This window comes from Leifsonia sp. Y862, from assembly GCF_057669585.1.
The window spans coordinates 518,027-543,946 of record NZ_JBYHFR010000001.1; the positions used below are offsets into that span (position 1 = coordinate 518,027).

General features: G+C 63.5%; 25 protein-coding genes. 12 read left to right on the forward strand and 13 right to left on the reverse strand.

The window, feature by feature from the left end; genetic code table 11:
* Positions 1-109: 109 nt before the first annotated feature.
* The 7 genes from AC25Z0_RS02435 to AC25Z0_RS02465 form a co-directional block, all read right to left on the reverse strand.
* Entirely contained in the window at positions 110-1,108 is a 999-nt protein-coding gene (locus AC25Z0_RS02435) for an FKBP-type peptidyl-prolyl cis-trans isomerase (RefSeq protein WP_488132189.1), read from the reverse strand.
* A gap of 104 nt (positions 1,109-1,212) precedes the next feature.
* Entirely contained in the window at positions 1,213-1,590 is a 378-nt protein-coding gene (locus tag AC25Z0_RS02440) for an META domain-containing protein (protein WP_488132190.1), read from the reverse strand.
* An 88-nt stretch (positions 1,591-1,678) separates the two neighbouring features.
* Positions 1,679-2,272, reverse strand: a complete 594-nt coding sequence (locus AC25Z0_RS02445; protein ID WP_488132191.1) for an energy-coupling factor transporter transmembrane component T family protein — start codon at positions 2,270-2,272, stop codon at positions 1,679-1,681.
* Positions 2,269-2,949 carry an energy-coupling factor ABC transporter ATP-binding protein gene (locus AC25Z0_RS02450; RefSeq protein ID WP_488132192.1) on the reverse strand — a complete coding sequence of 227 codons (681 nt, stop codon included), beginning with the start codon at positions 2,947-2,949 and terminating at the stop codon, positions 2,269-2,271. Before AC25Z0_RS02450 ends, AC25Z0_RS02445 begins: the two co-directional genes overlap by 4 nt.
* Entirely contained in the window at positions 2,946-3,572 is a 627-nt protein-coding gene (locus AC25Z0_RS02455) for a biotin transporter BioY (protein ID WP_488132193.1), read from the reverse strand. The genes AC25Z0_RS02450 and AC25Z0_RS02455 overlap by 4 nt, the downstream gene beginning before the upstream one ends.
* A gap of 135 nt (positions 3,573-3,707) precedes the next feature.
* On the reverse strand, positions 3,708-5,495 hold the full coding sequence (locus tag AC25Z0_RS02460; RefSeq protein WP_488132194.1) for a glycoside hydrolase family 15 protein: 1,788 nt from the start codon (positions 5,493-5,495) through the stop codon (positions 3,708-3,710).
* Between the two features lie 16 nt (positions 5,496-5,511).
* Positions 5,512-7,800, reverse strand: a complete 2,289-nt coding sequence (locus tag AC25Z0_RS02465) for a glycosyltransferase family 2 protein (RefSeq protein ID WP_488118672.1) — start codon at positions 7,798-7,800, stop codon at positions 5,512-5,514.
* A 156-nt stretch (positions 7,801-7,956) separates the two neighbouring features.
* Here AC25Z0_RS02465 and AC25Z0_RS02470 point away from each other — a divergent pair, with 156 nt between their 5' ends.
* The gene (locus AC25Z0_RS02470) at positions 7,957-9,546 is read left to right on the forward strand and encodes a chitinase (protein WP_488132195.1); all 1,590 of its coding nucleotides are present in this window, start codon (positions 7,957-7,959) and stop codon (positions 9,544-9,546) included.
* 107 nt (positions 9,547-9,653) lie between these two features.
* Here the strand turns inward: AC25Z0_RS02470 and AC25Z0_RS02475 are convergent, their stop codons facing one another.
* Complete coding sequence (locus tag AC25Z0_RS02475; protein ID WP_488132196.1) at positions 9,654-10,097, reverse strand: hypothetical protein; 444 nt, start codon at positions 10,095-10,097, stop codon at positions 9,654-9,656.
* Positions 10,098-10,190: 93 nt separating this feature from the next.
* Complete coding sequence (locus tag AC25Z0_RS02480) at positions 10,191-10,379, reverse strand: hypothetical protein (RefSeq protein WP_488118675.1); 189 nt, start codon at positions 10,377-10,379, stop codon at positions 10,191-10,193.
* 143 nt (positions 10,380-10,522) lie between these two features.
* On the opposite strand from AC25Z0_RS02480, the gene AC25Z0_RS02485 reads away from it, so the two are divergent.
* From AC25Z0_RS02485 to AC25Z0_RS02510, 6 genes are all read left to right on the forward strand, one after another.
* A complete protein-coding gene (locus AC25Z0_RS02485) occupies positions 10,523-12,739 on the forward strand; it encodes a bifunctional alpha,alpha-trehalose-phosphate synthase (UDP-forming)/trehalose-phosphatase (protein ID WP_488132197.1) in 2,217 nt (738 codons plus the stop codon).
* A 69-nt stretch (positions 12,740-12,808) separates the two neighbouring features.
* Positions 12,809-14,503: a dihydroxy-acid dehydratase gene (gene ilvD, locus AC25Z0_RS02490; RefSeq protein WP_488118677.1), complete on the forward strand. Its 1,695-nt coding sequence runs from the start codon at positions 12,809-12,811 to the stop codon at positions 14,501-14,503.
* 44 nt (positions 14,504-14,547) lie between these two features.
* Positions 14,548-16,350: an acetolactate synthase large subunit gene (locus tag AC25Z0_RS02495; protein ID WP_488118678.1), complete on the forward strand. Its 1,803-nt coding sequence runs from the start codon at positions 14,548-14,550 to the stop codon at positions 16,348-16,350.
* Positions 16,351-16,352: 2 nt separating this feature from the next.
* Positions 16,353-16,862 (forward strand): acetolactate synthase small subunit, encoded by a 510-nt coding sequence (ilvN, locus tag AC25Z0_RS02500; RefSeq protein WP_488118679.1) that lies wholly within the window; start codon positions 16,353-16,355, stop codon positions 16,860-16,862.
* Between the two features lie 64 nt (positions 16,863-16,926).
* Positions 16,927-17,955, forward strand: a complete 1,029-nt coding sequence (ilvC, locus tag AC25Z0_RS02505) for a ketol-acid reductoisomerase (RefSeq protein WP_488118680.1) — start codon at positions 16,927-16,929, stop codon at positions 17,953-17,955.
* A 75-nt stretch (positions 17,956-18,030) separates the two neighbouring features.
* Positions 18,031-18,774 (forward strand): DUF998 domain-containing protein, encoded by a 744-nt coding sequence (locus tag AC25Z0_RS02510; RefSeq protein ID WP_488132198.1) that lies wholly within the window; start codon positions 18,031-18,033, stop codon positions 18,772-18,774.
* Here the strand turns inward: AC25Z0_RS02510 and AC25Z0_RS02515 are convergent.
* The 4 genes from AC25Z0_RS02515 to AC25Z0_RS02530 all read right to left on the reverse strand — a co-directional run bounded on the left by AC25Z0_RS02515 (position 18,701) and on the right by AC25Z0_RS02530 (position 21,094).
* Entirely contained in the window at positions 18,701-18,970 is a 270-nt protein-coding gene (locus AC25Z0_RS02515) for a DUF6510 family protein (protein ID WP_488132199.1), read from the reverse strand. The two genes, AC25Z0_RS02510 and AC25Z0_RS02515, sit on opposite strands and share 74 nt — an antisense overlap.
* Positions 18,970-19,719, reverse strand: coding sequence for a ferredoxin reductase (locus AC25Z0_RS02520; RefSeq protein WP_488132200.1), 750 nt, complete (start codon positions 19,717-19,719; stop codon positions 18,970-18,972). Before AC25Z0_RS02520 ends, AC25Z0_RS02515 begins: the two co-directional genes overlap by 1 nt.
* On the reverse strand, positions 19,713-20,306 hold the full coding sequence (locus tag AC25Z0_RS02525) for a sulfite oxidase-like oxidoreductase (protein ID WP_488132201.1): 594 nt from the start codon (positions 20,304-20,306) through the stop codon (positions 19,713-19,715). The genes AC25Z0_RS02520 and AC25Z0_RS02525 overlap by 7 nt, the downstream gene beginning before the upstream one ends.
* Positions 20,307-20,419: 113 nt before the next feature.
* Positions 20,420-21,094: a TetR/AcrR family transcriptional regulator gene (locus tag AC25Z0_RS02530; RefSeq protein ID WP_488132202.1), complete on the reverse strand. Its 675-nt coding sequence runs from the start codon at positions 21,092-21,094 to the stop codon at positions 20,420-20,422.
* 79 nt (positions 21,095-21,173) lie between these two features.
* On the opposite strand from AC25Z0_RS02530, the gene AC25Z0_RS02535 reads away from it, so the two are divergent.
* The 5 genes from AC25Z0_RS02535 (at position 21,174) to serA (ending at position 25,866) form a co-directional block, all read left to right on the forward strand.
* Complete coding sequence (locus AC25Z0_RS02535; RefSeq protein ID WP_488132203.1) at positions 21,174-22,295, forward strand: FAD-dependent oxidoreductase; 1,122 nt, start codon at positions 21,174-21,176, stop codon at positions 22,293-22,295.
* Positions 22,296-22,415: 120 nt separating this feature from the next.
* Positions 22,416-23,210, forward strand: coding sequence for a copper homeostasis protein CutC (locus AC25Z0_RS02540; RefSeq protein WP_488132204.1), 795 nt, complete (start codon positions 22,416-22,418; stop codon positions 23,208-23,210).
* Positions 23,207-23,767 (forward strand): hypothetical protein, encoded by a 561-nt coding sequence (locus tag AC25Z0_RS02545; RefSeq protein ID WP_488132205.1) that lies wholly within the window; start codon positions 23,207-23,209, stop codon positions 23,765-23,767. Before AC25Z0_RS02540 ends, AC25Z0_RS02545 begins: the two co-directional genes overlap by 4 nt.
* Entirely contained in the window at positions 23,764-24,135 is a 372-nt protein-coding gene (locus AC25Z0_RS02550; RefSeq protein ID WP_488132206.1) for a bacitracin resistance protein, read from the forward strand. The genes AC25Z0_RS02545 and AC25Z0_RS02550 overlap by 4 nt, the downstream gene beginning before the upstream one ends.
* 138 nt (positions 24,136-24,273) lie before the next feature.
* The gene (gene serA / locus AC25Z0_RS02555) at positions 24,274-25,866 is read left to right on the forward strand and encodes a phosphoglycerate dehydrogenase (RefSeq protein WP_488132207.1); all 1,593 of its coding nucleotides are present in this window, start codon (positions 24,274-24,276) and stop codon (positions 25,864-25,866) included.
* Positions 25,867-25,920: the final 54 nt, after the last annotated feature.

A 25,920-nucleotide genomic window follows, 5' to 3' on the forward strand; every position in this document is an offset into this window, starting at 1 on the left:
AAGCCTGCCCTGTCCTCTGGGTGTGCCGAGGCGGCTGGCGAGGCCGGCGGTTAACGTCGAGTGCACCGGATGCCAGGCATCCGGTGCACTCGTGGTGAACGGCTAAACGCTATCCGACTTCGGTGGGTGCGGTCGGGGCCGTTGCGAGGATATCGATGACGAACACGAGGGTGTCAGTGCCACTGATGCCGGCCTGTTCGTTGCCAGCCTCGCCGTAGCCCTCAGCCGGCGGGATGACGACCATGACCTGTGAGCCGACGGTCTGGCCGACCAGTGCAGCCTTGAACCCGGGAACGACCTGGTCGGTGGCGAGCGTGGTGGGGCCTGCGGTCGTCCACGAGCTGTCGAAGGTCTTGCCGGTGGCCCAGACGACGCCGGTGTACTCGAGAGCGACGGTGTCGCCGTCGGCGACGACTGCGCCGTCACCCTTCTTGAGGACGGAGATCTGGAGATCGCTCGGGGCGTCGGTGCTCGGAATCGTGATGGTCGGCGAGCCGTCCTTGGCCAGCTTGACGGTGGGGAAACCGTCCTCTGCCGGCTGGTCGACGCCGGTCGCGCGGGACGGAACAACCTCGTTGACGTCAATGACGAAGATCATCGAGTCGTCTGCACCCACACCGAAGTCGGTGGAGCCGGTCTCGCCGAACGCCTCGTCTGGCGGCATGATTGCCACGACGCGGTCGCCGGTCACTGAACAGTTGAGGGCCTTCACGAGGCCGGTGATGTACTGGGAGTCGTCGACGGTGAGGGTCGCTGTTGCGGCTTCATCGCCATAGCCGGTGCTGTCGATGGTCTCGCCAGAGGTGGCGTTGTATGCCGTGTATGAGATGTACAGCAACGAACCGTCTGTTGCGGCTTCATCGCCATCGCCTTCAATGACAACGCTGCGCTCCGTGGTGTCGGTGCTGAGCGGCTTGTCAAAGGTGACAGTGGGCTCGGTGCCGAAATCGCCGCTCACCGAGATGGCGTCAGAGTTCGTGCCTGAGGTCGTGCATTCATCCGTCACCGAAGCGGCGTCGGTGTTCGCAGCGTCATCACCGCTGCTACTGCAGGCGGTCAGGGCGAGAGTAACGCCGACGATCGTGAGAATTGCGGGGAGTTTGGGCACGAGAAGTCTTCCTGTACGAGGTGAATCGAGAATTCGACCCCTTCAGAGTGCCCGGTCTACCTTTGAAGAACCTCAGTGCGACCTGAGTTTCTGCCAAGGTGCGGCTAGTCGCCTTGCTTGACCAGCGTGCCGATGTCTGCGCCGGATGCATCGAGCACCGTCATGATCTCGCCGTCGACTGTGGCAGACGCCGCGTCCGACAGCCAGGTGTCAACGCCGTCACAGGCCATCCGCGTCGAACCGATCTCGGTGAACGTGACGGTCGTGTCGTCATCCGCGCTCCAGCCGCCGATCAAGCGGTTGCATCCGTCAGAGCCCGACAGGTCACCGGCGTCGGTGAGTTCGAGGTAGGCGTCCCCCGACTCTGGGGATGCACCCCAAATGCCGGGAATGCCCGCTTCAGCCGAGGAGCCGGAAGCGGCGCAGCCGGTGAGCAGTGTCACAGATGCGGCGAGTGCGATCAGAATGAGTGAGGCCTTCATGGACAACACCATACTGGGATGCGGCCGCGCCATGCCGGAACGAGCCGGCACATCGACTGCGTGCCTGTGCCGGAATGGATGATGTCGTTCAGTCGTCGAATCCACGCGCCGTCAAGGCTTCGCCGATCGCGTCTGCCGCGTACAGCGAACGCACGACGACAGGGACGGCCAGCGCAACCATTGAGCCCTGCACGCCCCTGGCTTTCCGTGCCTCCAGTACCTCTGTGACGATGTCGGCGATGAGCGGAATGCATCGGATAGTGAGAGCGACGAGCAAGCCGACGCGATCGGTATCAACCCACCGGCGGAACGGCCGGAGCAACACCTGGAACGTCTCAAGCACGGACGTGACGGTTGTCGTCAGCGTGAACAGCGCAGCGAGAGCGACCGCAATGAGCAAGCGACCGGCCATCAGCGCGGCGACAACCCAGCCGGCGAAAATCGCCTGCAGCGGCACGGCAATCACGAGCAGCCACAGGACCGGTGCCACCTGGGTCCACACAACCCGAAGCGGTACCCCGGCCAGAAGAATGAGCACGACCACGCCGCCAAGGGCAGCGGCCAGATACCAGGGATCGGAGATCAGGCTGACGCCGATGAAGCTCACCGCCAGCACGGTGAGCTTCAATAGCGTTGGCGTCCGATGAACGAAGGAGCACCCCGGATAGTAGAGGCCGATCATGCCAGCAGTGACCTGTATGCCCCGAGTGCGGCGCCCGGCACGTCGTCCGCGACGACGCGTCCGTCTTCCAGGACGATGACGCGGTCGAATCGCTCCAACAGGCTCAGGTGATGAGTGACGATGATGACCTGCTGGCTCATCGATTCGAACTGCTCTGCAATGAGTCGGGCGTTGCGGGCGTCGAGCAGCGTCGTCGGTTCGTCGGCGACGATCACGGCGGGTTCGGCGACGAGAACGGATGCCAGGGCCAACAGCTGTTTCTGGCCCCCAGACAAACGGTGCGCGGGGTGCTCAGCGTGTGCGGTGAGGCCGAATCGCTCCAGCGCCGCTGCCGTTCGCGCGGCACTCTCTGCAGCGCCCAGCTTGTGTCGCCGGAGCGTGAACGCCACGTCTTCCTGCACCGTCGGCATGACAATCTGATTGTCGGGGTTCGTGAAGATGAAGCCGATACGGCGGCGCACCTCTTTGGCGTGCCGCGCGACGTCGAGCCCGTCTACCGTGACCGTGCCCGTGTCGGGCGTGACGAGTCCGTTAATGAGTCTGGCGAAGGTCGACTTGCCAGACCCGTTGGCGCCGACGATGCCAATTCGGTGCTCGGACAGCGTGAGCTGCAGGCTGTCGAGCACCCGACGATCGCCGAAGGAGTGGGAGACGTCATCGAAGCGGATGGTGCTCACGGTGCGACCGGTGCTGGAGTCTCTGGGGCGTCGCGCGTGTCTGGCGTTCGGCGCCAGCGCGCCGGGGAGATCAAGCCGGGGTACGCCTTGTGCACCTGGCGGGCGACCAGGACGGTCACGACGACCTTTATCACGTCACCGGGCAGGAACTTGAGGCTGTCGAGAGCAGCCACCCACAGCGGGATGCCGAGGTTGATCGCGGTGACGGGGATACCGATGAGGTACACGGCAACGACTCCGCCGAGAAAGGTTGCACCGATAGCCGGCCAGAACGGGTAGCGGGGGAGCAAGCGAGCGGTGAGGAAACCGATCACGGCCACACCGAGCAGCCAGCCGTACGGGTAGCCAGCAGCGGGAGAGGTGGTGAACCAGACGAGTCCACCCCGACCGCCGGATAGCAGTGGCAACCCGGCAGCGGCCAACACGAGAAGGAGCAAGACGGCCAGAAATCCCTTGCGCGCGCCGAGGATGGCTCCGGCCAGCATGACGCCCAGCGTCTGGAACGTGATCGGCACGGCACCAGCGCCAATGCTCAGTGCGCCAGGAAGGCCAAGGGCAGCAATGATTGCAGCGAAGATCGCGATCTGCGCCAGATCCCTGGCGGTGAGCGTGGATGAAGTCATGTATTTCAATTTAGGATTCGGCTGTGGGCGGATGTCGACGAGTGTCTACAAAGATTTCGTTTGTTTTCTATGATGTTCAGTTTTGCCCCTCGGGGACGTTGGTTTCGAGACGACGGCTCCTTTGTCGCAGTCTCCTCAACCAGCGGCACGTTCGGTCGCAGCGAGGATGGCATCCGCTGCCCGCACCAGCGCCAAATGCGACAACGCTTGCGGCGTGTTCCCCGCTTGATGCTTGCTGGTGACGTCGTACTCCTCAGACAACAGTCCAACGTCGTTCGTCAGGCCGATCAGCCGGTTCATGAGTGCGACAGCATCGTCGGTCCGACCGGATGCCGCGTACTGCTCCACGAGCCAGAAGGAGCATGCAATAAATGGATGCTCACCGGGCTCCAGCCCGTCGACGTCTGCGTGCGTTCGATAGCGCATGAGCAAGCCATCGCGCATGAGGTCGGCTTCAAGTGCGGCAACGGTTCCGAGCATGCGTGGATCTGAGGCGCTGCAGAACCCGACCTGGGGGAGTGCAAGGAGCGACGCATCCACCTCGTCCGACCCGAAGTACTGCACGAAGCTGTTGCGTTCCACGCTGAACCCGTGCTCTTCAATGTCTCGGCGCACCTCGTCGCGGAGTGCGATCCAGCGTTTCAGCGGTCCGGCGAGACCGAATTCCTCAATGCCGCGCACACCACGATCGAAAGCTGCCCACACCATGACCTTGGAATGGGTGAAATCACGGGCGGGGCCGCGTACCTCCCAAATACCGTGATCCGGCCGTCGCCAGTTGTTCTCAAGAAACGACATGAGCGACCGTTGGAGCGGCCAGGAAAATTCGATCTCCTCCACGCCGGCCTCCCGCGCCGAATGCAGGGCCACCATCACCTCGCCGATGACATCGGACTGGAACTGACTCACGGCGCCGTTGCCGACCCTGACGGGAGCCGCTCCGCGGTAGCCGGGTAGCGAGTCGAGTTCACGCTCCGGCAGATAGCGCTCGCCGGCAAGGCCATACATGATCTGCACATCATTCGGGTCACCGGCGATGGCGCGGAGCAGCCAATTGCGCCAGGCCTCAGCCTCGCTCGCATAGCCGTGCGAGAGCAGCACCTGCAGGGTGAGCGCGGCGTCTCGCAGCCACACATATCGATAGTCCCAGTTGCGTGAGCCGCCGAACGACTCGGGGAGCGAGGTGGTCACCGCGGCGACGATGCCCCCTGTCGCCTCGTGGGTCAGCGCTCGAAGCACCAGCATCGACCGCACGACCTCTGCGTGGAATGGTCCGTCGTGGTCGCAGGCCTTCGCCCATTCGTTCCACCACGCCGCTGAGGCGACGATCACGGCCGGCACGTCGACGGCTTCGGGTGTCGGGCGATGAGAGGGATACCACGTCAGTTGCAGCTCGATCGTGTCGCCAGCATCCACGGTGAAAAAGGAGACGTGGCGTTTCTCCTCAGCGTGCAGATACAGGCCGCGCACCACGACGGCATCGGGACCGGCCACCGCGATGAGCCCGTGGGTCCGTTCACCTTTGAGCTGGCGCACCCACGGAATGACGGAGCCATAGCCGAAGCGCATACGAAGATCCTGCTGCATCTCGACAGAGCCGGAGATCCCGCGGACGAGGCGCGCGACATCCGCTCGATGATCGCCATGTGGCATGAGATCCACCACCTCCACCTGGCCGGATTTCGTGGTCCAGACCGTGCGGAGGATGAAGGTGTCATCGATGTATTCGCGCGTGCACGTCGCGCTGGGATCAACGGGAGCAACCAGCCAGCGGCCCTGGTCTTCTGCGCCCAGGAGCGCGCCGAATAGCGAGGGAGAATCGAAGCGCGGCAGGCATAGCCAGTCGATGCTGCCATCAGAGCCAACGAGCGCGCCAGTGTAGCTGTCGCTGATGAGGGCATAGTCCTCTATATTCAGCGCCATCCGCTCCTCCTGACTGTTAGCGCGCAGCACCCACCCGTCGTCGGCGGTCGTTCTTGCGACGCAGGTCGCGGTTGAGACGCCGATCACCGTGGTACAGGATCGATGACCAGTCGACGGGCTTTGATGGGTCGACGAGCGACCGTACTTCGGCAACCGGCTTCTTCTTGTCGACGTAGAGCCAGCTGAGAGTGCCGAGCCACAGGTCGACCACCGAGTTTTGGAGCCCAACGTAAGCCCAAGTCGCGTACCCGGCAAGCGACGCATTGAATGCGGCGAAGAGGGCATTTCCCCAGTTCTGTGCCGAGATGTCGCGCACCAGGGTCAGCAGCGAGAACGCAATGATCAGGTAGGGGACGACGACATAGAGCACAGGTGCCGCCGTGCGGTCCTTGACCTTCGGCGTGCGAACGAACGGGATCTTCTCGCCGGTGATGGCCTGCTGGATCGACTTCAGCACACCAGCCAGGTTGACAGGCAGCAGCACGAGGTTGAACCCGTAGATGCGCAAAATGTCGCTGAAGCGGTGGCCGCATGCGCGCAAGTCGCTGCCCATCGCGAGGAAATAGGGAAGCGCCGCCAGGAACACGACGGGGGAGAGTAAACGGCTGTCGTACGGATACGCCAGCAGGAACAGCAGACCGAAGCTGGCCCAGGCGATCGACGCCATGTAGTTGACGCGCAGCCACAGCTCGCGAACCAGGATTCGTTCGCGGCGGAAGCGGCGCTCCCTGACCTGGTCCCACAGCTTGGGGAGGATCAGGAGTCCACCGTTTGCCCAGCGCCGGCGTTGCACGACGAGCGAACCGAAGTCTGGGGGAGTTGCAGAGTAGCTGAGGCGTTCGGGGTAGTTCACCAGGGTCCAGCCGTGGGTACCGAGGTCGACGCTCGACTCGGTGTCCTCGATGACCGTGCGGTCCTGGATGTAGGTGGCGATCTCAAAGCCGCCGACGTTCTCAATCTCGACGATATCTTCGATCGCACGCTTGCGGATGACGGCGTTGGCGCCGACCCAGAAGGTTGCGCCGTAGTAGCTCATGCCCTGGTGCAGGATGTGCTGGAGGTCGGTGGTTGCACCGGCGATGCGTTCGATGCGGGTGGGCGCTCCCCTGAATGAGGAATACGGGGTCTGCGTGACGGCGACCCGCTCGTTGCCCGGCTCCTCAAGGAAGTAGACCAGGCGCAGGCAGTAGTCGCGCAGCAGCAGGGAGTCAGCGTCGAGGGTGAGCAGGTACGGGCTGTCAGGAATGACCAGGTCAGCATCGGCTTCGTTGGCGGCGTGACGCAGGACGACGCCGTTCGCCGTCTTCTCCTCGCGCCAGTTGCGGCCCATCAAGCCGATGTAGGAGTTGAGGTTCATCGCCTTGTTCGACTCGTGCGAGAGCGATGAGTACTGCTTGCGCTGGAAGCTGCTCAGGCGAGCAGTGAACGTGAGCTCAAGTCGGCGACGCATCTCAAAGACGCGGTCGATATCGGGGTATTCCTTCTGGTCAAGCGACGCGTTCAGGGCGAGCAGGTTGAGCCTGAACTCTGAGGCGAGGCCCATGAGGATCTGGTCGATGAAGAACTCATCGACATGGTCTTCCATCGGCTCTGCAGCAGCCATCTCTTCGAGCCAGACCGCGGCTGCCTCGTAGTCCCCGGCGAGTTCCTTGACGTGGCGACGCAGAACGGATGCGCCGCGCTGGCGCTCGTCGTCCAGCTTCTGCCGAGCGGCCTCGAAGCGGGAGCGTGGCCCTTCGAGGGCCTCTTCGATTTCTCCGGGAAGGCGCAGCGTTGCGGCGAGTCGTTCCCGATCGCTGTCGTTGGTCTGGACAGGGGAATCGTCAACCAGAAGCACGATGCGGACATTGGGGAACTCCTGCAGCGCAGCCGACCACAGCGTGCCGCGAACGACGGCTGGCTCTTCTGCATACGAGGGAACAAGCACCGTGACGGCACTGTCGTAGTCGCGGAAGTGTCGGTCGAGCTCAGCGCGGGGGACGCGAGCGTGGTCGCGGAACCGGTACAGCGCACCCTGACGAGCGAGCAGGTACATGAACGCGGAGAAGTTGAGGAACGTGACGACGATCAAATAGCTGATCGCTTCCATCGTGAAGCGGAATCCGCCCGGTGATTCGATGAACTCGCGAACGATCGTGGTGAGCACATAAATAAGCCAGAAGACGAACGTGGACAGCATCGCGATGCGTCCCCACATAATCTTGCTCACACTCGGGCGGGGATGCATGATCGAGAGCGGCTCAGATCGGCGCTCCGAACCCCACTGCCGTTTGCGGGCGCGCGATTGTTCCTGTTCAAGTGTCATTTTTTAAGCTTTTCCCCGTACTCATATTTTCGGACCGCACTCGTAGGATAGGGCAATCGTGACAATGTATTGCGTCGTGGTATGCAACTATTGTCACAATTGATACGTGCGCACCCGACCGCATACTCCCTTTTTTCTCCAACGCTGTGAGGTTTTGTGTCTGCGCGCTTTCCCAATCGACGCCTGTCCCTGGTGCGCCTCACCGTGCTCGTCGGAATTGTCGCCGGCGTGGGATTCGCCGGTGTTCAGGGCTGGAAATGGTTCGAGAACGAGTACACGGCCACAACGGATGCCTGGTTCGCCGGCTACGTCGACGTAACGGCCACGCCGCAGTTCACTTTCGAGTCGCCGCGTACCGCCGCAGACAAGAATGTTGTGCTCTCGTTCGTGGTGGCTGACGCCGACTCGGCGTGCACGCCAACGTGGGGAGCCGCATACACGCTGCAGGAGGCATCAGACCAGCTTGACCTCGACCGCCGTCTTGCCCGCCTCGAGCAGCAGGGCGGCAATGCGATGATCTCGTTCGGTGGTTTGTTGAACGACGAGCTTGCCGTGAGCTGCACCAATCCGAGCGAACTGAAGCGTGCATACGCCGACGTGATCGACCGCTACAACGTGCAGTCAATCGACCTTGACATCGAGGGCGACGCTCTCGCGAACACCGAGGCCAACGAGCGGCGGGCGAGCGTGCTCGCCGAGTTGCAGGCCGAAGCCGCTGCTGCCGGCACACCTCTTGCTGTCTGGTTCACCCTTCCCGTCACACCTGACGGCTTGTCCGTCGATGGGACGAACCTCGTTGCCGGTGCACTGGATGCCGGAGTCGAGATCACGGGCGTCAATGCCATGACCATGGACTTCGGCGACAGCAAGCCGGAAAAGCAGTCGATGATCGATGCTGTCACCTCGGCGCTGACCGCGACGCAGCGCCAGTTGGGTGTGCTCTACAGCCGCGCCGACATCAACCTCACAGACGTCACGCTCTGGGGCAAGATCGGGGCAACGCCCATGATCGGTCAGAACGACGTGCGCGATGAGGTTTTCACCCCTCAAGATGCCGAAGCGCTCAATGCCTTCGCCCAGGAGAAGCATGTCGGTCGTGTCTCGATGTGGTCGTCGAACCGTGACCAGAGTTGCGGCCCGAACTACGACGACGTGACTCGCGTCTCTGATGCCTGCAGCGGCGTTGCACAGGGCGAGGAGAGCTTCAGCTTCATTCTGGGAGCAGGATTCACTGGTGTGCCCGATTCCAGGGCTGGCGTCGAAACCACCGTGGAGCCCGTATCCGACGAAGACCTCACCGACGACCCTGCAACGAGCCCGTATCCCATTTGGTCAGAGGATGTCTCTTACCGTGCAGGAACCAAGGTTGTCTGGCACCGCAATGTGTACGAGGCAAAGTGGTGGACAAAGGGCGATGTCCCCGACAACCCCGTGCTGCAGGCCTTCGAAACGCCGTGGACACTGATCGGTCCGGTCATGCCAGGGGAGACCCCGGTGCCGGTGCCGACCATCGAGCCAGGGACTTTCCCTGAGTGGGCGGGCAACCAGACCTATGCCGCCGGCGACCGCGTTCTCTTCGACGGACACCCGTACGAGGCGAAGTGGTGGACCCAGGGCGACAGCCCACAGGCAGCTGAGACCGATCCGGACAGCTCACCGTGGATCGTGCTTGACCCCGCGGACGTGCTCGAGGAGATTGCTGGCGCGGCCACCAAATCGGAAACCGCAGCGCCCGCCACTCCGTAGCCGGCCAGGTGCTGTCGCGAGAACGCGGCAGCACTTTACGTGCGCCAGCTTGCTGCCGAGTAGCGAGTAGCGAGTAGCGAGTAGCGAGTAGCGAGTGTAGCTAGTAGCTACGCGACGAGGCGTTCGCGCTGGCTTGATGCGCGGGCGGCAGAGGTGACCACGAGATCTGTAGACATCTCTACGTCGTGAGCAACGGCATCCGCAACTGGAGCCTCTGCAATGACAGTCGTGGGGCCCGTTACCGGATCTGCCCACACTGAGATCGGTGCTGGGGTCCAGGGAAGGGCAGCAGGTTCAGCCGTCACCTCTCCGCGCAAGACGGACAGCTGGGTGCGCAACTGGGCAGTGAGCAACTCAGCGATCTGTGTGGTCTTCAAATCGTGGAAGATCACGTCGGTGTCATCGTCGCTGCGCGGCGTGAGCGTCCAGGAGCCAGCGGAACCGATGAGTTCACCAAGCGTGGCCTGAATTGTCTCCAGGATCTGTTCGTCGCTGAGCTCAGGAGCCGGGGGTTGAACGACGGGTGCGACACGACGTCGACGACCGAACATATTGAACCCCTTCCGCGCTGGCAACAGCAGTGATACCAGTCTCGGTCACCACCGCGCTTTTACGGGCCTGACACGCCGTGCGGCGCGGAGCAATCAGCTATTTGAGCGCTTTTCATTCGCTTCCTCGACGACCGTGCCGATCGCGATCGCGGCGCCAATCGCCCATCCGATCCACATGAGGATGAGGCGCCAGTCCCTGGGGCCCTTCCTCGTGGCCTGAATGGTGTTCCAACCGCCGGACAGCACGCTGAGCATCGCAGTGCTAAAGATGAACTTTCGCATTTTTGCCTCCACGATCTAACGTACCTGCCGGTCCTGCTAAATGAACAACTGGTAGTCTGCTGTGAGCAGCAAGGTGTGAACCCCAGAGCTCACGCCGGAACGGACGAGTCATCGCAATCCCAGCCGACACCATACGAACGAACGTGAACACAGGCGCGTTCTCCCTTGTCGTGGTCTCCAACCGTTTGCCGGTTGACCACGTGGTCAACGACGACGGCACAGACGGGTGGTCGACGTCACCCGGTGGCCTCGTGACCGCGCTCGAACCATTGATGCGCGCCTCTGACGGCGCATGGGTGGGTTGGCCGGGGGTGGCCGATCGTGAGTTCGAACCCTTCGAGAACGACGGTATTTCCATCGTCCCCGTTGTCCTCACGAGCGAAGAGCTTGAGGAGTACTACGAAGGCTTCTCCAACGACACGCTGTGGCCGCTCTACCACGACGTCATCTCACCGCCGGCGTACCACCGCGAATGGTGGGACTCGTACGTCAAGGTCAACCGCCGATTCGCCGAAGCCGCCGCCGCAGTCGCGGCGACAGGCGCGACCGTGTGGGTGCACGACTACCAGTTGCAGCTGGTGCCACGCATGCTGCGCAACCTCCGCCCCGACCTGGTAATCGGCTTCTTCAACCACATTCCATTCCCGCCATACGGCATCTACTCGCAGCTGCCCTGGCGCAAGCAGATTCTCGACGGCCTGCTCGGCGCCGATCTCATCGGCTTCCAGCGCATCGCCGACGCCGGGAACTTCACCCGCGCCGTCCGGCGACTGTTCGGCTACTCAACGCGTGGCGCCGCCATTGACGTCACGGACCCCGACGGACGCCCGCGTCGCGTCATTGCCAAGCAATTCCCCATCTCCATTGATGCGGACAGCTTCGAAGAATTGGCCAGGCGCCCCGAGATCCAGGCGAGGGCGCAGCAGATCAGGGAAGATCTCGGTAACCCGAAGACGATCATGCTGGGCGTCGACCGCCTCGACTACACGAAGGGGATCGGCCACCGGATCAAGGCATACGGTGAGCTGCTTCGAGAGGGCCGACTGAGCGTCGAAGATGTCACGCTGGTTCAGGTCGCCAGCCCGTCGCGTGAGCGTGTTGGCGCATACATGGCGCTCAGGGACGAAATTGAGCTCGCCGTCGGGCGACTGAATGGTGACTACTCCACCATCAGCAACTCCGCGATCAGCTACTACCACCGCGGGTATCCACGTGAAGAGATGGTCGCCCTCTACCTGGCTGCTGACGTCATGCTGGTGACGGCTCTGCGGGACGGCATGAACCTGGTTGCCAAGGAATATGTGGCCGTGCGGTTCGACGGTGACGGCGTTCTGGTGCTGAGCGAATTCGCGGGTGCCTCTGATGAGCTGAAGCAGGCCGTCCTCATCAATCCGCACGACATTGAAGGCGTGAAGAGCGCTATTTTGCAGGCCGTGCAGATGCCGAAACGTGAGCGGACCAGACGGATGCGCGCACTGCGTAAGCGTGTGTTCGACAACGACGTATCCACGTGGTCGAAGTCGTTCCTGGAGACCCTGACCGGCGGCGCCGCCGTACAGGGCGGTGTGCCAGAGAACCTGGTGGCAGCCCTGCGCGAGCTGTCTGCCAGTGAGACCCTGCTCGTCGCACTGGACTTCGACGGGACGCTCGCTCCTCACGTCGATGAACCGGACGACGCACGGGCCATTGATGGTGCCAGGGAAGCGGTGGAACGACTGCTGGAGCTTCCCGGCGTTCGGGTCGCACTTGTATCCGGCCGGGCTCTCGAAAGCCTGCGCCATGTTGCCGAACCCTCGCAGGGAGTGCTGCTCGCCGGATCACACGGCATCGAAGTGCAATTCGATACCCCTCACGCCGAAATCACCCTGATCGACTCAGAGCTCGAACAGCTCGACACGCTGGCCAGGGTACTCGAACGCATCAGCGGCCCGGTAGCGGGCACGTGGATCGAGAAGAAGCCGGCTGGGCTTGCCCTTCACACCAGGCTTGCCGCTCCGCAGGACGGCCCTGCCGTGCAACGCGAAGCCAGGGAACAGGTTGAGGAGCTACTGCCCGGAATGACAATTCGGGAGGGCAAGAATGTGCTGGAGTTCTCGGTGCGCTCCAGCACCAAGGGCGATGCCCTTGAACAGCTTCGCGACTACACAGGAGCAACGGCCGTGTTCTATGCGGGCGATGACGTGACCGATGAAGACGCCTTCGCGGTTCTCGGCGACGATGACCTCGGGCTGAAGATCGGGCCAGGAGCCAGCGGGGCCGAATACCGGGTGCGTGGCCCTGAGGAAGTCGCGCAGGTACTTGCGCTGCTCGCCGACTACCGTGCGTCATCATCGGGCAGCGACGAGACTTCCTCGTCGTAGCTCCGGGAGTCGTGACACCGGGCGTCGGACCGGACAAGGGAACACTCGCGGAGGTTCTAGACTCATTTCATGCCTGAGAATGATCTGAAACCACGCAGTCGTGTCGTCACCGACGGTATCGAAGCCATGACCTCTCGAGGCATGCTTCGAGCTGTCGGAATGGGAGATGCCGACTGGGAGAAGCCCCAGATTGGTATTGCGAGCTCGTGGAATGAGATCACGCCGTGCAACCTGTCCCTCGATCGCCTGGCGCAGGCATCGAAGGAAGGCGTGCACTCCGGCGGCGGATACCCGCTGCAGTTCGGCACGATTTCCGTCTCAGACGGCATCTCCATGGGACACGAGGGAATGCACTTCTCGCTCGTCTCCCGCGAGGTCATCGCCGACTCTGTCGAGACAGTGATGATGGCAGAGCGCCTCGACGGTTCGGTGCTGCTTGCCGGTTGCGACAAGTCGCTGCCCGGCATGCTCATGGCTGCCGCCCGCCTCGACCTGGCATCCGTCTTCCTCTATGCAGGCTCGATCGCTCCAGGCTGGGTCAAGCTCTCTGACGGCACCGAAAAAGACATCACCATCATCGACTCCTTCGAAGCCGTCGGCGCGGTCAAGGCCGGCCGCATGAGCGCGGAAGATGCCAAGCGCATCGAGTGTGCGTTTGCACCAGGCGAGGGCGCCTGTGGCGGTATGTACACCGCCAACACCATGGCCAGTGTCGCTGAGGCTCTCGGCATGAGCCTGCCGGGTTCCGCATCGCCGGCATCCGCTGACCGCCGTCGTGACTATTACGCGCACCGCTCAGGCGAGGCTGTCGTCAACATGCTGCGTCTCGGCATCACTGCTCGTGACATCCTCACCAAGAAGGCGTTCGAGAACGCCATCGCCGTCGCCATGGCCTTCGGTGGTTCGACCAACGTCGTACTGCACCTGCTGGCCATCGCCAACGAAGCAGAGGTCGAGCTCACTCTTGACGACTTCAACCGCATCGGCGACAAGGTTCCGCACATCGGCGACCTCAAGCCATTCGGCAAGTTCGTCATGAACGACGTCGACCGTCACGGCGGCGTGCCCGTCGTGATGAAGGCGCTGCTCGAGGCCGGCCTGCTGCACGGAGACGCACTCACCGTGACGGGCAAGACCGTCGCAGAGAACCTCGCAGAGATCGACCCGCCGGCACTCGACGGCACCGTGCTGCGCACGCTCGACAACCCGATCCACCCGAGCGGCGGCATCACGATCCTCAAGGGCTCATTCGCCCCGGAGGGCGCCGTGGTCAAGACGGCCGGCTTTGACGCCACCGTCTTCGAAGGCCCTGCCCGCGTGTTCGAGCGCGAACGCGGCGCCATGGATGCCCTGACAGAGGGCCGCATCAACAAGGGCGACGTCGTCGTCATCACCTATGAAGGCCCGAAGGGCGGCCCAGGCATGCGTGAGATGCTCGCCATCACCGCAGCCATCAAGGGCGCAGGCCTCGGCGCCGATGTACTATTGTTGACTGACGGTCGATTCTCAGGCGGCACAACCGGACTGTGTATCGGCCACATAGCACCCGAAGCGGTGGACGCAGGTCCCATCGCCTTCGTGCGCGATGGTGATCTGATACGGGTCGATATCGCAGCTCGCACGCTTGACCTACTGGTCGACCCTGCCGAGCTGGCCGCCCGCCGTGAAGGCTGGGCTCCGCTTCCTCCGCGCTATACCCGTGGCGTTCTTGCAAAGTATTCCAAGCTCGTGCATTCTGCTGCCGTAGGCGCAATCACAGGCTAACTTTGCCCCCACCATCCGCATTCAATGTAGGGATCTGATCACTCATGACCACGGAATCATCCGCCGTGCCAACGCCCTCTGCTCCGATATCGACTGAACCTCCGCTGCTCACCGGTTCTGGCGCCATCATTCGCACGCTCGAACTGCTCGGCGTCACCGATGTCTTCGGACTGCCAGGTGGCGCTGTCATCCCGCTCTATGACGAACTCATGCAGCAGGATGCCGTCCGGCACATCCTGGTTCGCCACGAACAGGGCGCAGGCCACGCTGCAGAAGGCTACGCATCCGCTTCAAACAGGGTCGGCGTCGCCATCGCGACGTCAGGGCCAGGCGCCACGAACCTCGTGACGGCGATTGCCGACGCATACATGGACTCCGTTCCGCTGCTCGCCATCACAGGGCAGGTGTTCTCGACCCTGATGGGAACGGATGCCTTCCAGGAGGCCGACATCGTCGGCATCACGATGCCGATCACGAAGCACTCGTTCCTGGTGCGGAAGCCAGAGGACATTCCGGCTGCCATCGCATCCGCTTTCCACATCGCAAACACCGGGCGCCCAGGCCCCGTTCTCGTTGACATCACCAAGGATGCCCAGCAGAACACGGCGCCATTCATCTGGCCGCCGAAGATTGACCTGCCTGGCTACCGGCCGATCACCAAAGCACACGGCAAGCAGGTGCAGGCCGCGGCCCAGCTGCTCGTCGACGCGAAGAAGCCGGTGTTCTACGTCGGTGGCGGTGTCATTCGTGCCCGTGCATCTGCCGAACTGCTTGCACTGGCCGAGCTGACCGGGGCACCCGTCGTCACGACGCTCATGGCGCGAGGCGCGTTCCCCGACTCCCACGAGCAGCACCTCGGTATGCCGGGCATGCACGGCACCGTTCCCGCGGTGCTCGCGCTGCAGGAGAGCGACCTCATCATTGCCCTCGGCGCCCGGTTCGACGACCGCGTCACCGGCAAGGCAGCCGAGTTCGCACCGAACGCGACAATCGTGCACGTCGACGTCGACCCCGCTGAGATCTCCAAGATCCGCATGGCGGACGTGCCGATCGTTGGCGACGCCAAGGACGTCATGGCCGACCTGTCGCTCGCATTCGCCGAGGCGCTGAAGACGTCGGGGGAGCCGGACACCGCTGAATGGTGGACGTACCTGAACGGCCTGCGCGAAGAATTCCCGCTCGGTTACCCTGAGCCGGCCGACGGCCTCCTGGCACCGCAGTACGTCATCAAGCGGATCGGCGAGCTCACCGGCCCAGAGGGCATCTACGCCGCCGGCGTCGGCCAGCACCAGATGTGGGCAGCGCAGTTCATCAAGTACGAGCGTCCGAACTCCTGGCTCAACTCCGGTGGCGCTGGAACCATGGGCTACTCGGTTCCGGCCGCGATGGGTGCCAAGGTCGCAGAACCAGACCGCGTTGTCTGGTCGATTGACGGCGACGGATGCTTCCAGATGACCAACCAGGAGCTGGCAACCTGCACGATCAACAACATCCCGATCAAGGTTGCGATCATCAACAACTCGTCGCTTGGGATGGTGCGCCAGTGGCAGACCATGTTCTACGACGGACGCCACTCGTTCACCGACCTCAACACCGGTCACGAAACGCGTATGGTGCCCGACTTCGTGAAGATGGCTGACGCATACGGTGCCCTCGGCATCCGTGTGACAAGCGCTGACCAGGTCGACGACGCTATCAAGCTCGCGCTGGCAACGAATGACCGCCCCGTCGTCATTGACTTCGTGGTCAGCCGTGACGCCATGGTGTGGCCGATGGTGCCGCAGGGTGTCAGCAACAGCTTCATCCAGTATGCGAAAGACAATTCACCGACCTGGGACGAGGAGTAAATATGAGCACACACGTTCTGAGCCTCCTCGTTGAGGACAAGCCCGGCCTGCTGACTCGCGTCGCCGGCCTGTTTGCCCGCCGCGGCTTCAACATTGAAAGCCTCGCGGTCGGCCACAGTGAGATCGATGGACTGTCGCGCATCACGATCGTCGTCGATGTTGAGGACCAGCCGCTCGAGCAGGTGACCAAGCAGCTGAACAAGCTGATCAACGTCATCAAGATCGTTGAACTGGATCCCACCCAGTCCGTGCTGCGCGAGCACCTCCTGATCAAGGTTCGCGTCGACAACACCACGCGGTCTGCGGTGCTGGAGGCAGTGAACCTGTTCCGTGCGCGGGTCGTCGATGTGGCAACGGATGCTCTCGTCATCGAGGTCACCGGCGACTCTGGCAAGACCCAGGCCCTGCTGCGCGTGCTGGAACCGTACGGGATCAAGGAGCTTGCACAGTCTGGCCTCCTGGCGATCGGCCGTGGCTCGAAGTCGATCACCGAACGCGTTTTCAAGAACTAACGACTATTCCAGGGACCTCAGGGTCTCGACACGCTCGACCAACGATAAACAAGGAGATTCACCCGTGTCTGAGATTTACTACGACAAAGACGCCGACCTGTCGATCATCCAGGGCAAGAAGGTTGCCGTCATCGGTTACGGCTCACAGGGCCACGCCCACGCACAGAACCTTCGCGACTCCGGTGTTGAGGTCGTTGTCGGCCTGAAGGAAGGCTCCAAGTCACGCGCCAAGGCTGAGGAAGCCGGCTTCACCGTGCTGAGTGCAGCCGAGGCATCCGCTTGGGCAGACGTCATCGTCGTTCTGGCACCAGACCAGGTGCAGCGTCACCTGTACGCAGACGACATCGAGCCCAACCTGTCTGAGGGCAAGGCACTCGTCTTCGGACACGGCTTCAACATCCGCTTCGGCTACATCACGCCGCCCGAAGGCGTCGACGTTGTCATGGTTGCTCCCAAGGGACCGGGTCACACCGTTCGCCGCGAGTACGAAGCAGGCCGTGGCGTTCCCGTCATCGTCGCTGTCGAGAAGGACGCGACCGGCAACGCCTGGCCGCTCACCCTCAGCTACGCCAAGGCAATCGGCGGCCTCCGCGCCGGCGGCATCAAGACCACGTTCACCGAAGAGACCGAGACCGACCTGTTCGGCGAGCAGGCTGTGCTCTGCGGCGGCGCTTCGCAGCTCATCCAGTACGGCTTCGAGGTTCTCACCGAGGCTGGCTACCAGCCGCAGGTTGCCTACTTCGAGGTGCTGCACGAGCTCAAGCTCATCGTTGACCTGATGTGGGAGGGTGGCATCGCCAAGCAGCGTTGGAGCGTCTCCGACACCGCTGAGTACGGCGACTACGTCTCCGGCCCGCGCGTTATCGACCCGAGCGTCAAGGAGAACATGAAGGCTGTTCTCGCTGACATTCAGAACGGTGCATTCGCCGAGCGTTTCATCAACGACCAGGATGCCGGAGCTCCCGAGTTCCTCGCACTCCGCAAGAAGGGTGAAGAGCACCCGATCGAGGCCACCGGTCGCGAACTGCGCAAGCTCTTCGCCTGGAACGCATCGAACGACGACGACTACGTTGACGGCGAAGTGGCACGCTAGTCAGACCGAGTCTGAAGTAGTTACAAGCGGGGCCCGTCGTATTGGCGGGCCCCGCTTCTGTGTCAGGCTGGATTAATGAAGCAGACGCCCCGTGCCGACTCGCCTCGTGCCGACTCGCGCCGTGCCGACTCGCGCCGTGCCGACTCGCGCCGACGATGGGCAACGGCTGCCATGATCGGCGTGCTCGTGTACGTCGTGGTTGACGTTGTGCTGCAGGCGCTGCCCCCGCACTACAGCCCGATCAGTGACGCAGAGAGCAATCTCGCCGTCGGCCCGTACGGCTGGATTATGAACCTCAACTTCCTCGGCCGTATGGTAACCACCGTGTGTGTGGTTGGCGCCATCGTGCAGGTGCGCCCGGCATCCGCTTTGCGTGGCGTGGGCGTTGCCCTGTTGCTACTTGGTGGCGTCTGCTCCGGCGTGCTCGCGTTCTTTCCAACGGATGTCGGGATGCCTGGCGAGGTCGGCGTTGTGGCGACCACCGTTCCGGGTGTCGTGCACCTCGCCGTGGCTGTGACCGGCTTTGTTGCTGCGCTCATTGGTTGTCTGGTGCTCACCGTGTGGATGCGCAGCAGTTCCGAACTGCGGGCAGGTTTCAGGACGGCACTTGCGTTCACAATTGTGGCTGGAGCGGGTTTACTCGCGCTGGGCGTCGCCGCCCTGCTTGCCCCGCAGCTCATTGGGCTGGCTGAGCGCATCTGCCTGCTTGGCATCCTGGGGTGGGTGTTCGGGGTTGCCGTACACATCAGCCAGGCGGCTGTAAGCCAGTTAGCCCCCGCAGGTCAAGCCAGGTCCGCCCTTCGGCCTGCACAACGGTGAACAGCACGCTGTCGCAGGTGCAACACCGCACGATCAGGCCAGGTGCATCCGGGTAGACCAGTGCGCGAGCGAGGGTCGTGACATCACCGCAGCCGGTGCACCGCCCGGTGGCCAGCGTCATGTCCCGTCCGAACAGCTCGGTTAGGGGACCGGCCAGCACGTTGCCGTCCAAGTGGGAACCGCCGGTACTCACCATCAGGCACCTCCGAATCGCTCTGTCTTCACCGCAATGGGGTCGTGGCCGAGAGCCACCAGCGTGTCGGCGACGCTCTCGACGAAACCCGTCGGCCCGCACACATACACCGCGGGCGAGCTCGCAGGCGGAAACGTCTCTGCTTCGAGAATCGCGGCCGTCACTCGGCCAACGGGAGCGGTCCAGCCCGCTGGGGCCCGACGGGTGTACACAAACGTCACGGCGAGGAAAGGCGACTCCGCGTGCTCGGCGAGTTCATCGGCGAAGAAGACGTCGTCTGGTGTGCGCACCGAGTACAGCAGCCGAAACGGTGTTTCATCCTTCGTTTCTGCGTGGGCGCGGATCATGGCCATCAGCGGAACGATTCCACTGCCGCCACAGATGAGCTGCACCGGCGTGGACACCGCACCTGGTGCGGGTTCCGTTGGTTTCCAGACGAACCAGCCGCCGAGGGGGCCACGGAGTTCGAGCTGGTCGCCGGCGCGCAGCTCCTCGACCAGGTACGGCGAGACTTCGCCGTCTGGAACCTCGTCAACGGCCAGCTGCACCGTCGCAGCCTTGCCCCAGGAGGCGAGAGAGTACGACCGGACGGCCGTGTAGCCGTCTTCTGCCGTGAGTCGTACGTCGACGTGCTGTCCCGCGATGTTGCCTGGCCAGTCGGGAACATCCAGGGTAATGCTGCGCGCGGTGGGGCTTTCGGTGTGGGTATCGACGACGGTCCCGACCGTCCAGACACCCGTGTCGACTACCAATAGCGTTGCTCGCGCCAAGGGTCGCCGTACAGGTGATACCCGTTCTGCTCCCAGAACCCAGGGTCATCGTTCTTCATCATGACCAGGCCGCTGATCCACTTTGCGCTCTTCCAGAAATAGAGATGCGGGATCAGGAGGCGAGCGGGTCCGCCATGCTCGGCTGCCAGGGGCTCTCCGTCGAACTCGTAGGCGATCCACGCCTGGCCGTTACGGAGGTCGGCGAGGGGAACGTTGGCGGTGTAGCCGCCGTACGAGTGCGCCATGACGTACTCGTAGGTCGTATCGACCCCGTCCAAAAGCGTGTCGAGGGACACCCCGCGCCACGACGTGCCGAGTTTCGACCATCTGGTCACGCAGTGGATGTCGGTGGAGACATCCGCTGTGGGCAAGCTCATGAGCTGTGCCCAATCCCACCGGTGCATCGCTCCCGACTCCGTGCGGATGCTGAACGCCCAGTCTGCGGTATCGATGCGGGGCGTCGGGCCGGCCGAAAGCACCGGAAAGTCCTCGGTGAGGTACTGGCCAGGCGGCAGGCTCAGATCTGCACTGCGACCACGTCCTGAAAAGGCGCGCGAGATGATTCCCATGGAAGCTCCCCGGTTCGGCAACACACTCCTGCACGGACTCTACTAATCAGGGCGCCGGATGTCTGCACCTGCGGCCGCTTTGTGTCCGGGCTACGCGAGAGTGTTCGGTGCGGCTAACGGCCCCGCGCAACCATTCCGGCCAAGAAGATGTCAACGCCGGCGAGGAATTGTCGGCGGTCGTCATGTTCGCGTAGCGGTGACGAGATATCGAGCGAGAAAGCGGACTGGTCGTTGGATTGCTGTGCCCACTGTGTCGCGAGCGTAGCGAGATAGGCTTTTCGGTCCGCTTCGAGAGGTAGGCGGCGCGGACCCGCCGCGTACTGTGCCGCAGCGCCGAGAACATAGTTGACGAGAGCGTAACCGGCATCCGATTGCGCTGGTCCTGCGATGCCGAGAGCGCTGAGCTGCCGCCCGATGGCTATCCAGATGCGAAACACCGCGGGTTGTCCAGGGTCGCGGGAAAGCTGTGTGCCCACCCAGGGATGAGAATCGATTGCGTCGAATATGCCGAGGGCAACGTCGCGCACCGCATCGCGCGGATCTGAGCCGTCACCTGTCACGGCGATCGCCCCGGCGATCACATCGTTCGCGGCCGCAGCGAGCAGATCGTCCTTGTTGGCGACGTGGTGATAGATCGCGCCAACGCCAGTCGAGAGGCGGGTCGTGATCGCACGGAACAGCTGAGCGCCCTCGCCCTCAGTGTCGAGGATCTCGATTGCAGCCGCGACGATCCGTTCTTTCGACAGCGCATCAGTACGCCTGTCTGACCGCTTCCTGTCCGTCGTCATAAACATCATCTTGACACAGTTGGAATCTAGTTCCAAGATTGGCTTTGGAATCAGATTCCAAACAATGAAAGGAACACAGATGACGACTCCCGTCTCCATAATCGGCGCCGGCCTCGGCGGCCTCACCCTCGCGCGCGTGCTCAGCCTTCACGGCATTCCCGTCACCGTCTACGACGCGGACGCGTCACCGGATGCGCGCACCCAGGGCGGACAACTCGACCTCCACGAGCACAACGGTCAGCTCGCACTCGAGATCGCAGGCCTCACACGGGAGTTCCGTTCGATCATCCACGAGGGCGGCGCGGAGCAGCGAGTGCTCGACCGGCACGGGAACCTGCTCGCCGGGCTCCCAGACGACGGTTCATTGGAGAGCCCAGAGGCGCTCCGCGGCGACATCCGGCGGATCCTCCTGGACTCACTTCAGGCCGGCACCGTGCAGTGGGGGAAAAAGTTCCTCGGCGCTTCACCACTCGGTGATGGTCGGCACGAACTGGTGTTCGCGGACGGCTGGGTGACCACCGCCGACATCCTTGTCGGCGCCGACGGAGCGTGGTCGAAAGTTCGCGGGCTTCTCTCGGACGCCAAGCCGGAGTACGCGGGCATGAGCTACATCGAGACGTATCTGTACGACGTCGACGAGCGTCACACCGCGACGGCCGAGGCCGTGGGAGCCGGCGCGATGTATGCCCTCATCCCAGGTAAGGGATTCCTCGCACACCGTGAAGCGGGAAGCACCATCCACACATATGTCGTTCTGGACCGCCCCGCCGCCTGGTTCGACGCCATCGACTTCACCGACACCACTGCAGCGAAAGCTGTAATCGCAACTGAATTCGGCGGTTGGGCGCCTGCACTCACCGACACGATCACCGCTGCGGACTCCGCACCGGTACTCCGCAGCATTTACCGATTGCCCGACCGCCACCAGTGGCGCCGGGTGCCCGGCGTGACGCTCCTGGGGGACGCCGCGCACGTCACGCTGCCAGGCGGCGAAGGGGCCAATATCGCCATGCTCGATGGTGCAGAGCTCGGTCTGGCTATCGCCGCCAACCCCGGCGACGTCGAGGCTGCCTTCACGGCCTACGAAGAAGTGATGTTCGAGCGCAGCGAAGCAGAGGCAATCGCCGCACGGGAGACAATGCACATGATCTTCGGCGACAGCGCACCTCACGGGCTCGTCGGTCTTTTCAGTGGCAACTGAGCGGCGGCGATCGAGGTAGCGTAGCGAGTTACCGCCGTTACCCAGAGCGGATGCCGCACTGAACCTGGTGCTGCACTGAACCCAATGCTGTACAGAACCAACGCTGTACTGAGGAGTGCCATGCAGTCTCATACGCCCGCCCGTGACGCCGACACCGCTGCGACCGACTACGGCACGACAGCCGCCGTTGAGATCGCTGTGCAGGATGTCGACGGGCTTCGCATCGCCGTGGCCGGCGGTGCCGACCGGGTCGAGCTCTGCAGCGCACTGGGCGTCGGCGGACTGACTCCATCGTTCGGCACGATGGAGTCAGCTGTCGAGGCAGCGGATGCCATGGGGCGTCCGGGATTCGTGCATGTGCTGGTGCGCCCGCGTGCCGGGGGATTTGTCTACTCGGCTAGCGAGATCGACACGACGGTGCGCGACATTCGCGCCGCGAAGCGTGTCGGTGCCGGCGGCATCGTGATTGGCGCCCTGACCCCTGACAACCGTGTCGACGTCGCTGCGACCCGCGAGTTCGTCGCGGCCGCAGACGGCCTGAGCGTGACATTTCACCGTGCCATCGATGCAGGGGGAGACCCACTGGCAGCGCTCGACACCCTGGTCGAGCTGGGCGTCACGCGCGTGCTGAGTTCCGGCGGCGCGGTGCACAGCCTCGATGGCGTTGACGTGCTCACGACCATGGTGGCGCGCGCAGCCGGCCGCCTCCAGGTGATGGCGGGAGGCGGCGTGAGCATTGCGAGCATCCCGACGCTCGTCGCTGCCGGCGTCGACGCCGTTCACCTGTCGGCGCGGCACGTGCTGAACGCTGCGGGGCCCAGCGGGCCGGGCGGGGGAGCGGCCGAGTACGACGCCACAGATTCCGCACTGGTTCTGGCTGCCGTTGCTGCCGCGCGCAGTACTGTGGAGGGATGAGTTCTAAGCGAGACGACGACGCCCTGAGCTGGGCCGGTGACGACGACGCGACGCTCGTCGTTGGAGACACCGGGCGCACGTCGCACATCGCAGGGGCAGACGCAGAGGCAGACGCAGGCATCGACGTCGACGCAGACGCACCCGCTGGCACCAACGCGGGCGAATTGCCGGAGGGCTGGACCGCTGTCGGAACACAGGGCAGCCCCGCTCCGGCGGCTGAAGCCGAGGCGGACGCGACGGCTACCCCGGGCGCCGCTCTTGGCGCGCAGTCATCCGTTGCCCTGATCGGCATGGGAATCTTCGCCGGCATCTACCTCCTCTACATCGTGGGCTGGTACATCGGGGCGAACCGCATCGGCAACCCCATCACCGAGCCGCTCGGCGAGTTCATGTTCTCGTTCGGCGCCTGGCTCGCCATCGCATCACCCCTGGTCTGGTTCGCCTCTGTCTATTGGCTGACGTCAACTCGACCGAGGCTTCGCCTTCTCTGGCTCTTCATCGGTGTCATCGTGCTTGCGCCGTTCCCGTTCATCTTCGGAGTAGGAGTGAGCGCATGAGCAACGCGTCAGCTGCACCAGAGGTCGCCCCCGTGACCGCCGCACAGCCTGCCCCCCTGTGGCTCTCCGTCACCATTGCGGTGGCATTCGGCCTGTTCTACGCGTTCGACGCGTGGGAGGGCGTTGGCAACCTGATCGGTGTGAACATGGCCGCGCAATCCCTCGATACGTCGCTGTCGGCGTTCGGCTGGACCATCCTGATCATCGGCGTGGTCATGCCCGTTGTCGTATTCGCGCTCGCATTCTGGATGGGCCGCACCCGCACTGCCCTCGTGCAAGCCATCATGCTGTTCGTGGGGCTGTGCCTGGTCGCAGCGCTGTCGCTCGACATTCTCGTGATGTTCGGTTTCAGCCGCCTGATCGTCTAGCCGCCGGGAGCGTCGAACGCCGTCTGGCAGCGTCACAATTCAGATGCTCATCTGCGCAGCCGGTAGAGTTGCAGCTATCTGGCGCCCCACTGGTGTGGCGCAAGCTCCTGTCTGTTCGCAATCGAAGGAACCACTTTAGTGTCGAAGCCAGTTGTACTGATCGCCGAAGAACTTTCACCCGCCACCGTCGATGCGCTCGGTCCTGACTTTGAAGTCCGGACTGTAGACGGAACAGATCGAGCCGCCCTGCTCTCTGAATTGGCCACAGCGGATGCCATCCTGGTGCGATCCGCAACCAAGGTTGACGCCGAAGCCATCGCCGCTGCCCCGCAGCTGAAGGTCATCGCCCGCGCGGGCGTCGGACTCGACAACGTCGACATCAAGGCTGCAACGGCCGCAGGAGTCATGGTTGTCAACGCACCGACCTCCAACATCATCTCGGCCGCAGAACTGACTGTCGGCCACATCCTCAGCCTGGCCCGCCACATCCCGGCCGCTCACGGCGCCCTCGCCGAAGGCCAGTGGAAGCGCTCCAAGTACACCGGCGTCGAGCTGTACGAAAAGACGATCGGCATCATCGGCCTCGGCCGCATCGGTGCGCTCATCACGGCTCGTATGCAGGCATTCGGCACCAACGTGATCGCGTACGATCCCTACATCACGTCGGCACGCGCCCAGCAGCTCGGCGTCACCCCTGTCAGCCTCGAAGAACTGCTAGAGCGTTCAGACTTCATCACCATCCACATGCCGAAGACGCCGGAAACCACCGGAATGATCGGTGCTGAGCAGTTCAAGCTCATGAAGCCGAGCGCGTTCATCGTGAACGTGGCTCGCGGTGGCCTGATCGATGAGGATGCACTGTACGAAGCCCTCACCGCAGGAACCATCGCCGGTGCCGGCCTCGACGTGTTCGTGAACGAGCCGCCCGTCGGCTCGCCGCTGCTCGGCCTGCCGAACATCATCACAACGCCGCACCTCGGCGCATCGACCGACGAGGCACAGGAGAAGGCCGGCGTTTCCGTCGCCAAGTCGGTGCGTCTCGCCCTGTCAGGCGAGCTCGTTCCGGATGCCGTCAACGTTGCAGGTGGCGTCATCGACCCGTACGTGCGCCCCGGCATCCCGCTGCTCGAGAAGCTCGGCCAGGTGTTCTCCGGCCTCGCAGGCCACAGCCCGCTGACCAGCGTCGACATCGAGGTGCGCGGCGAACTCGTCGAATACGACGTGAGCGTGCTGAAGCTGGCTGCACTCAAGGGCATCTTCACCAACGTTGTCAGCGAGACTGTCTCGTACGTGAACGCACCGCTGCTCGCCGAGCAGCGCGGCATCAACGTGCGCCTGATCACCGACGCGGAGTCGCCTGAGTACCGCAACGTGATCACGCTGCGCGGCGCGCTGGCTGACGGCTCGCAGGTGTCGGTGTCCGGCACACTGATCGGCACCAAGCAGACCGAGAAGATCGTTGAGATCAACGGCTACGAGGTTGAGGTGCCGTTCGCCAAGCACCTCATCGTGATGCTGTACACCGACCGTCCAGGCATCGTCGCCGTGTACGGTCGCGAGTTCGGCGACGCTGAGATCAACATCGCCGGTATGCAGATCGCACGCCACGAAGCCGGCGGAACGGCGCTCAGCGTGCTGACCGTCGACTCTCCAGTGCCCGCAGGGCTGCTGGCATCCGTTCGCGAGGCCATCCAGGCCAGCGTCATGGTCGAAATCGACCTGACCGAGTAACACGGGCATTCAAGTAAGCCACCGACATGGGGCTTCGCGTGGAGTGATGATTCG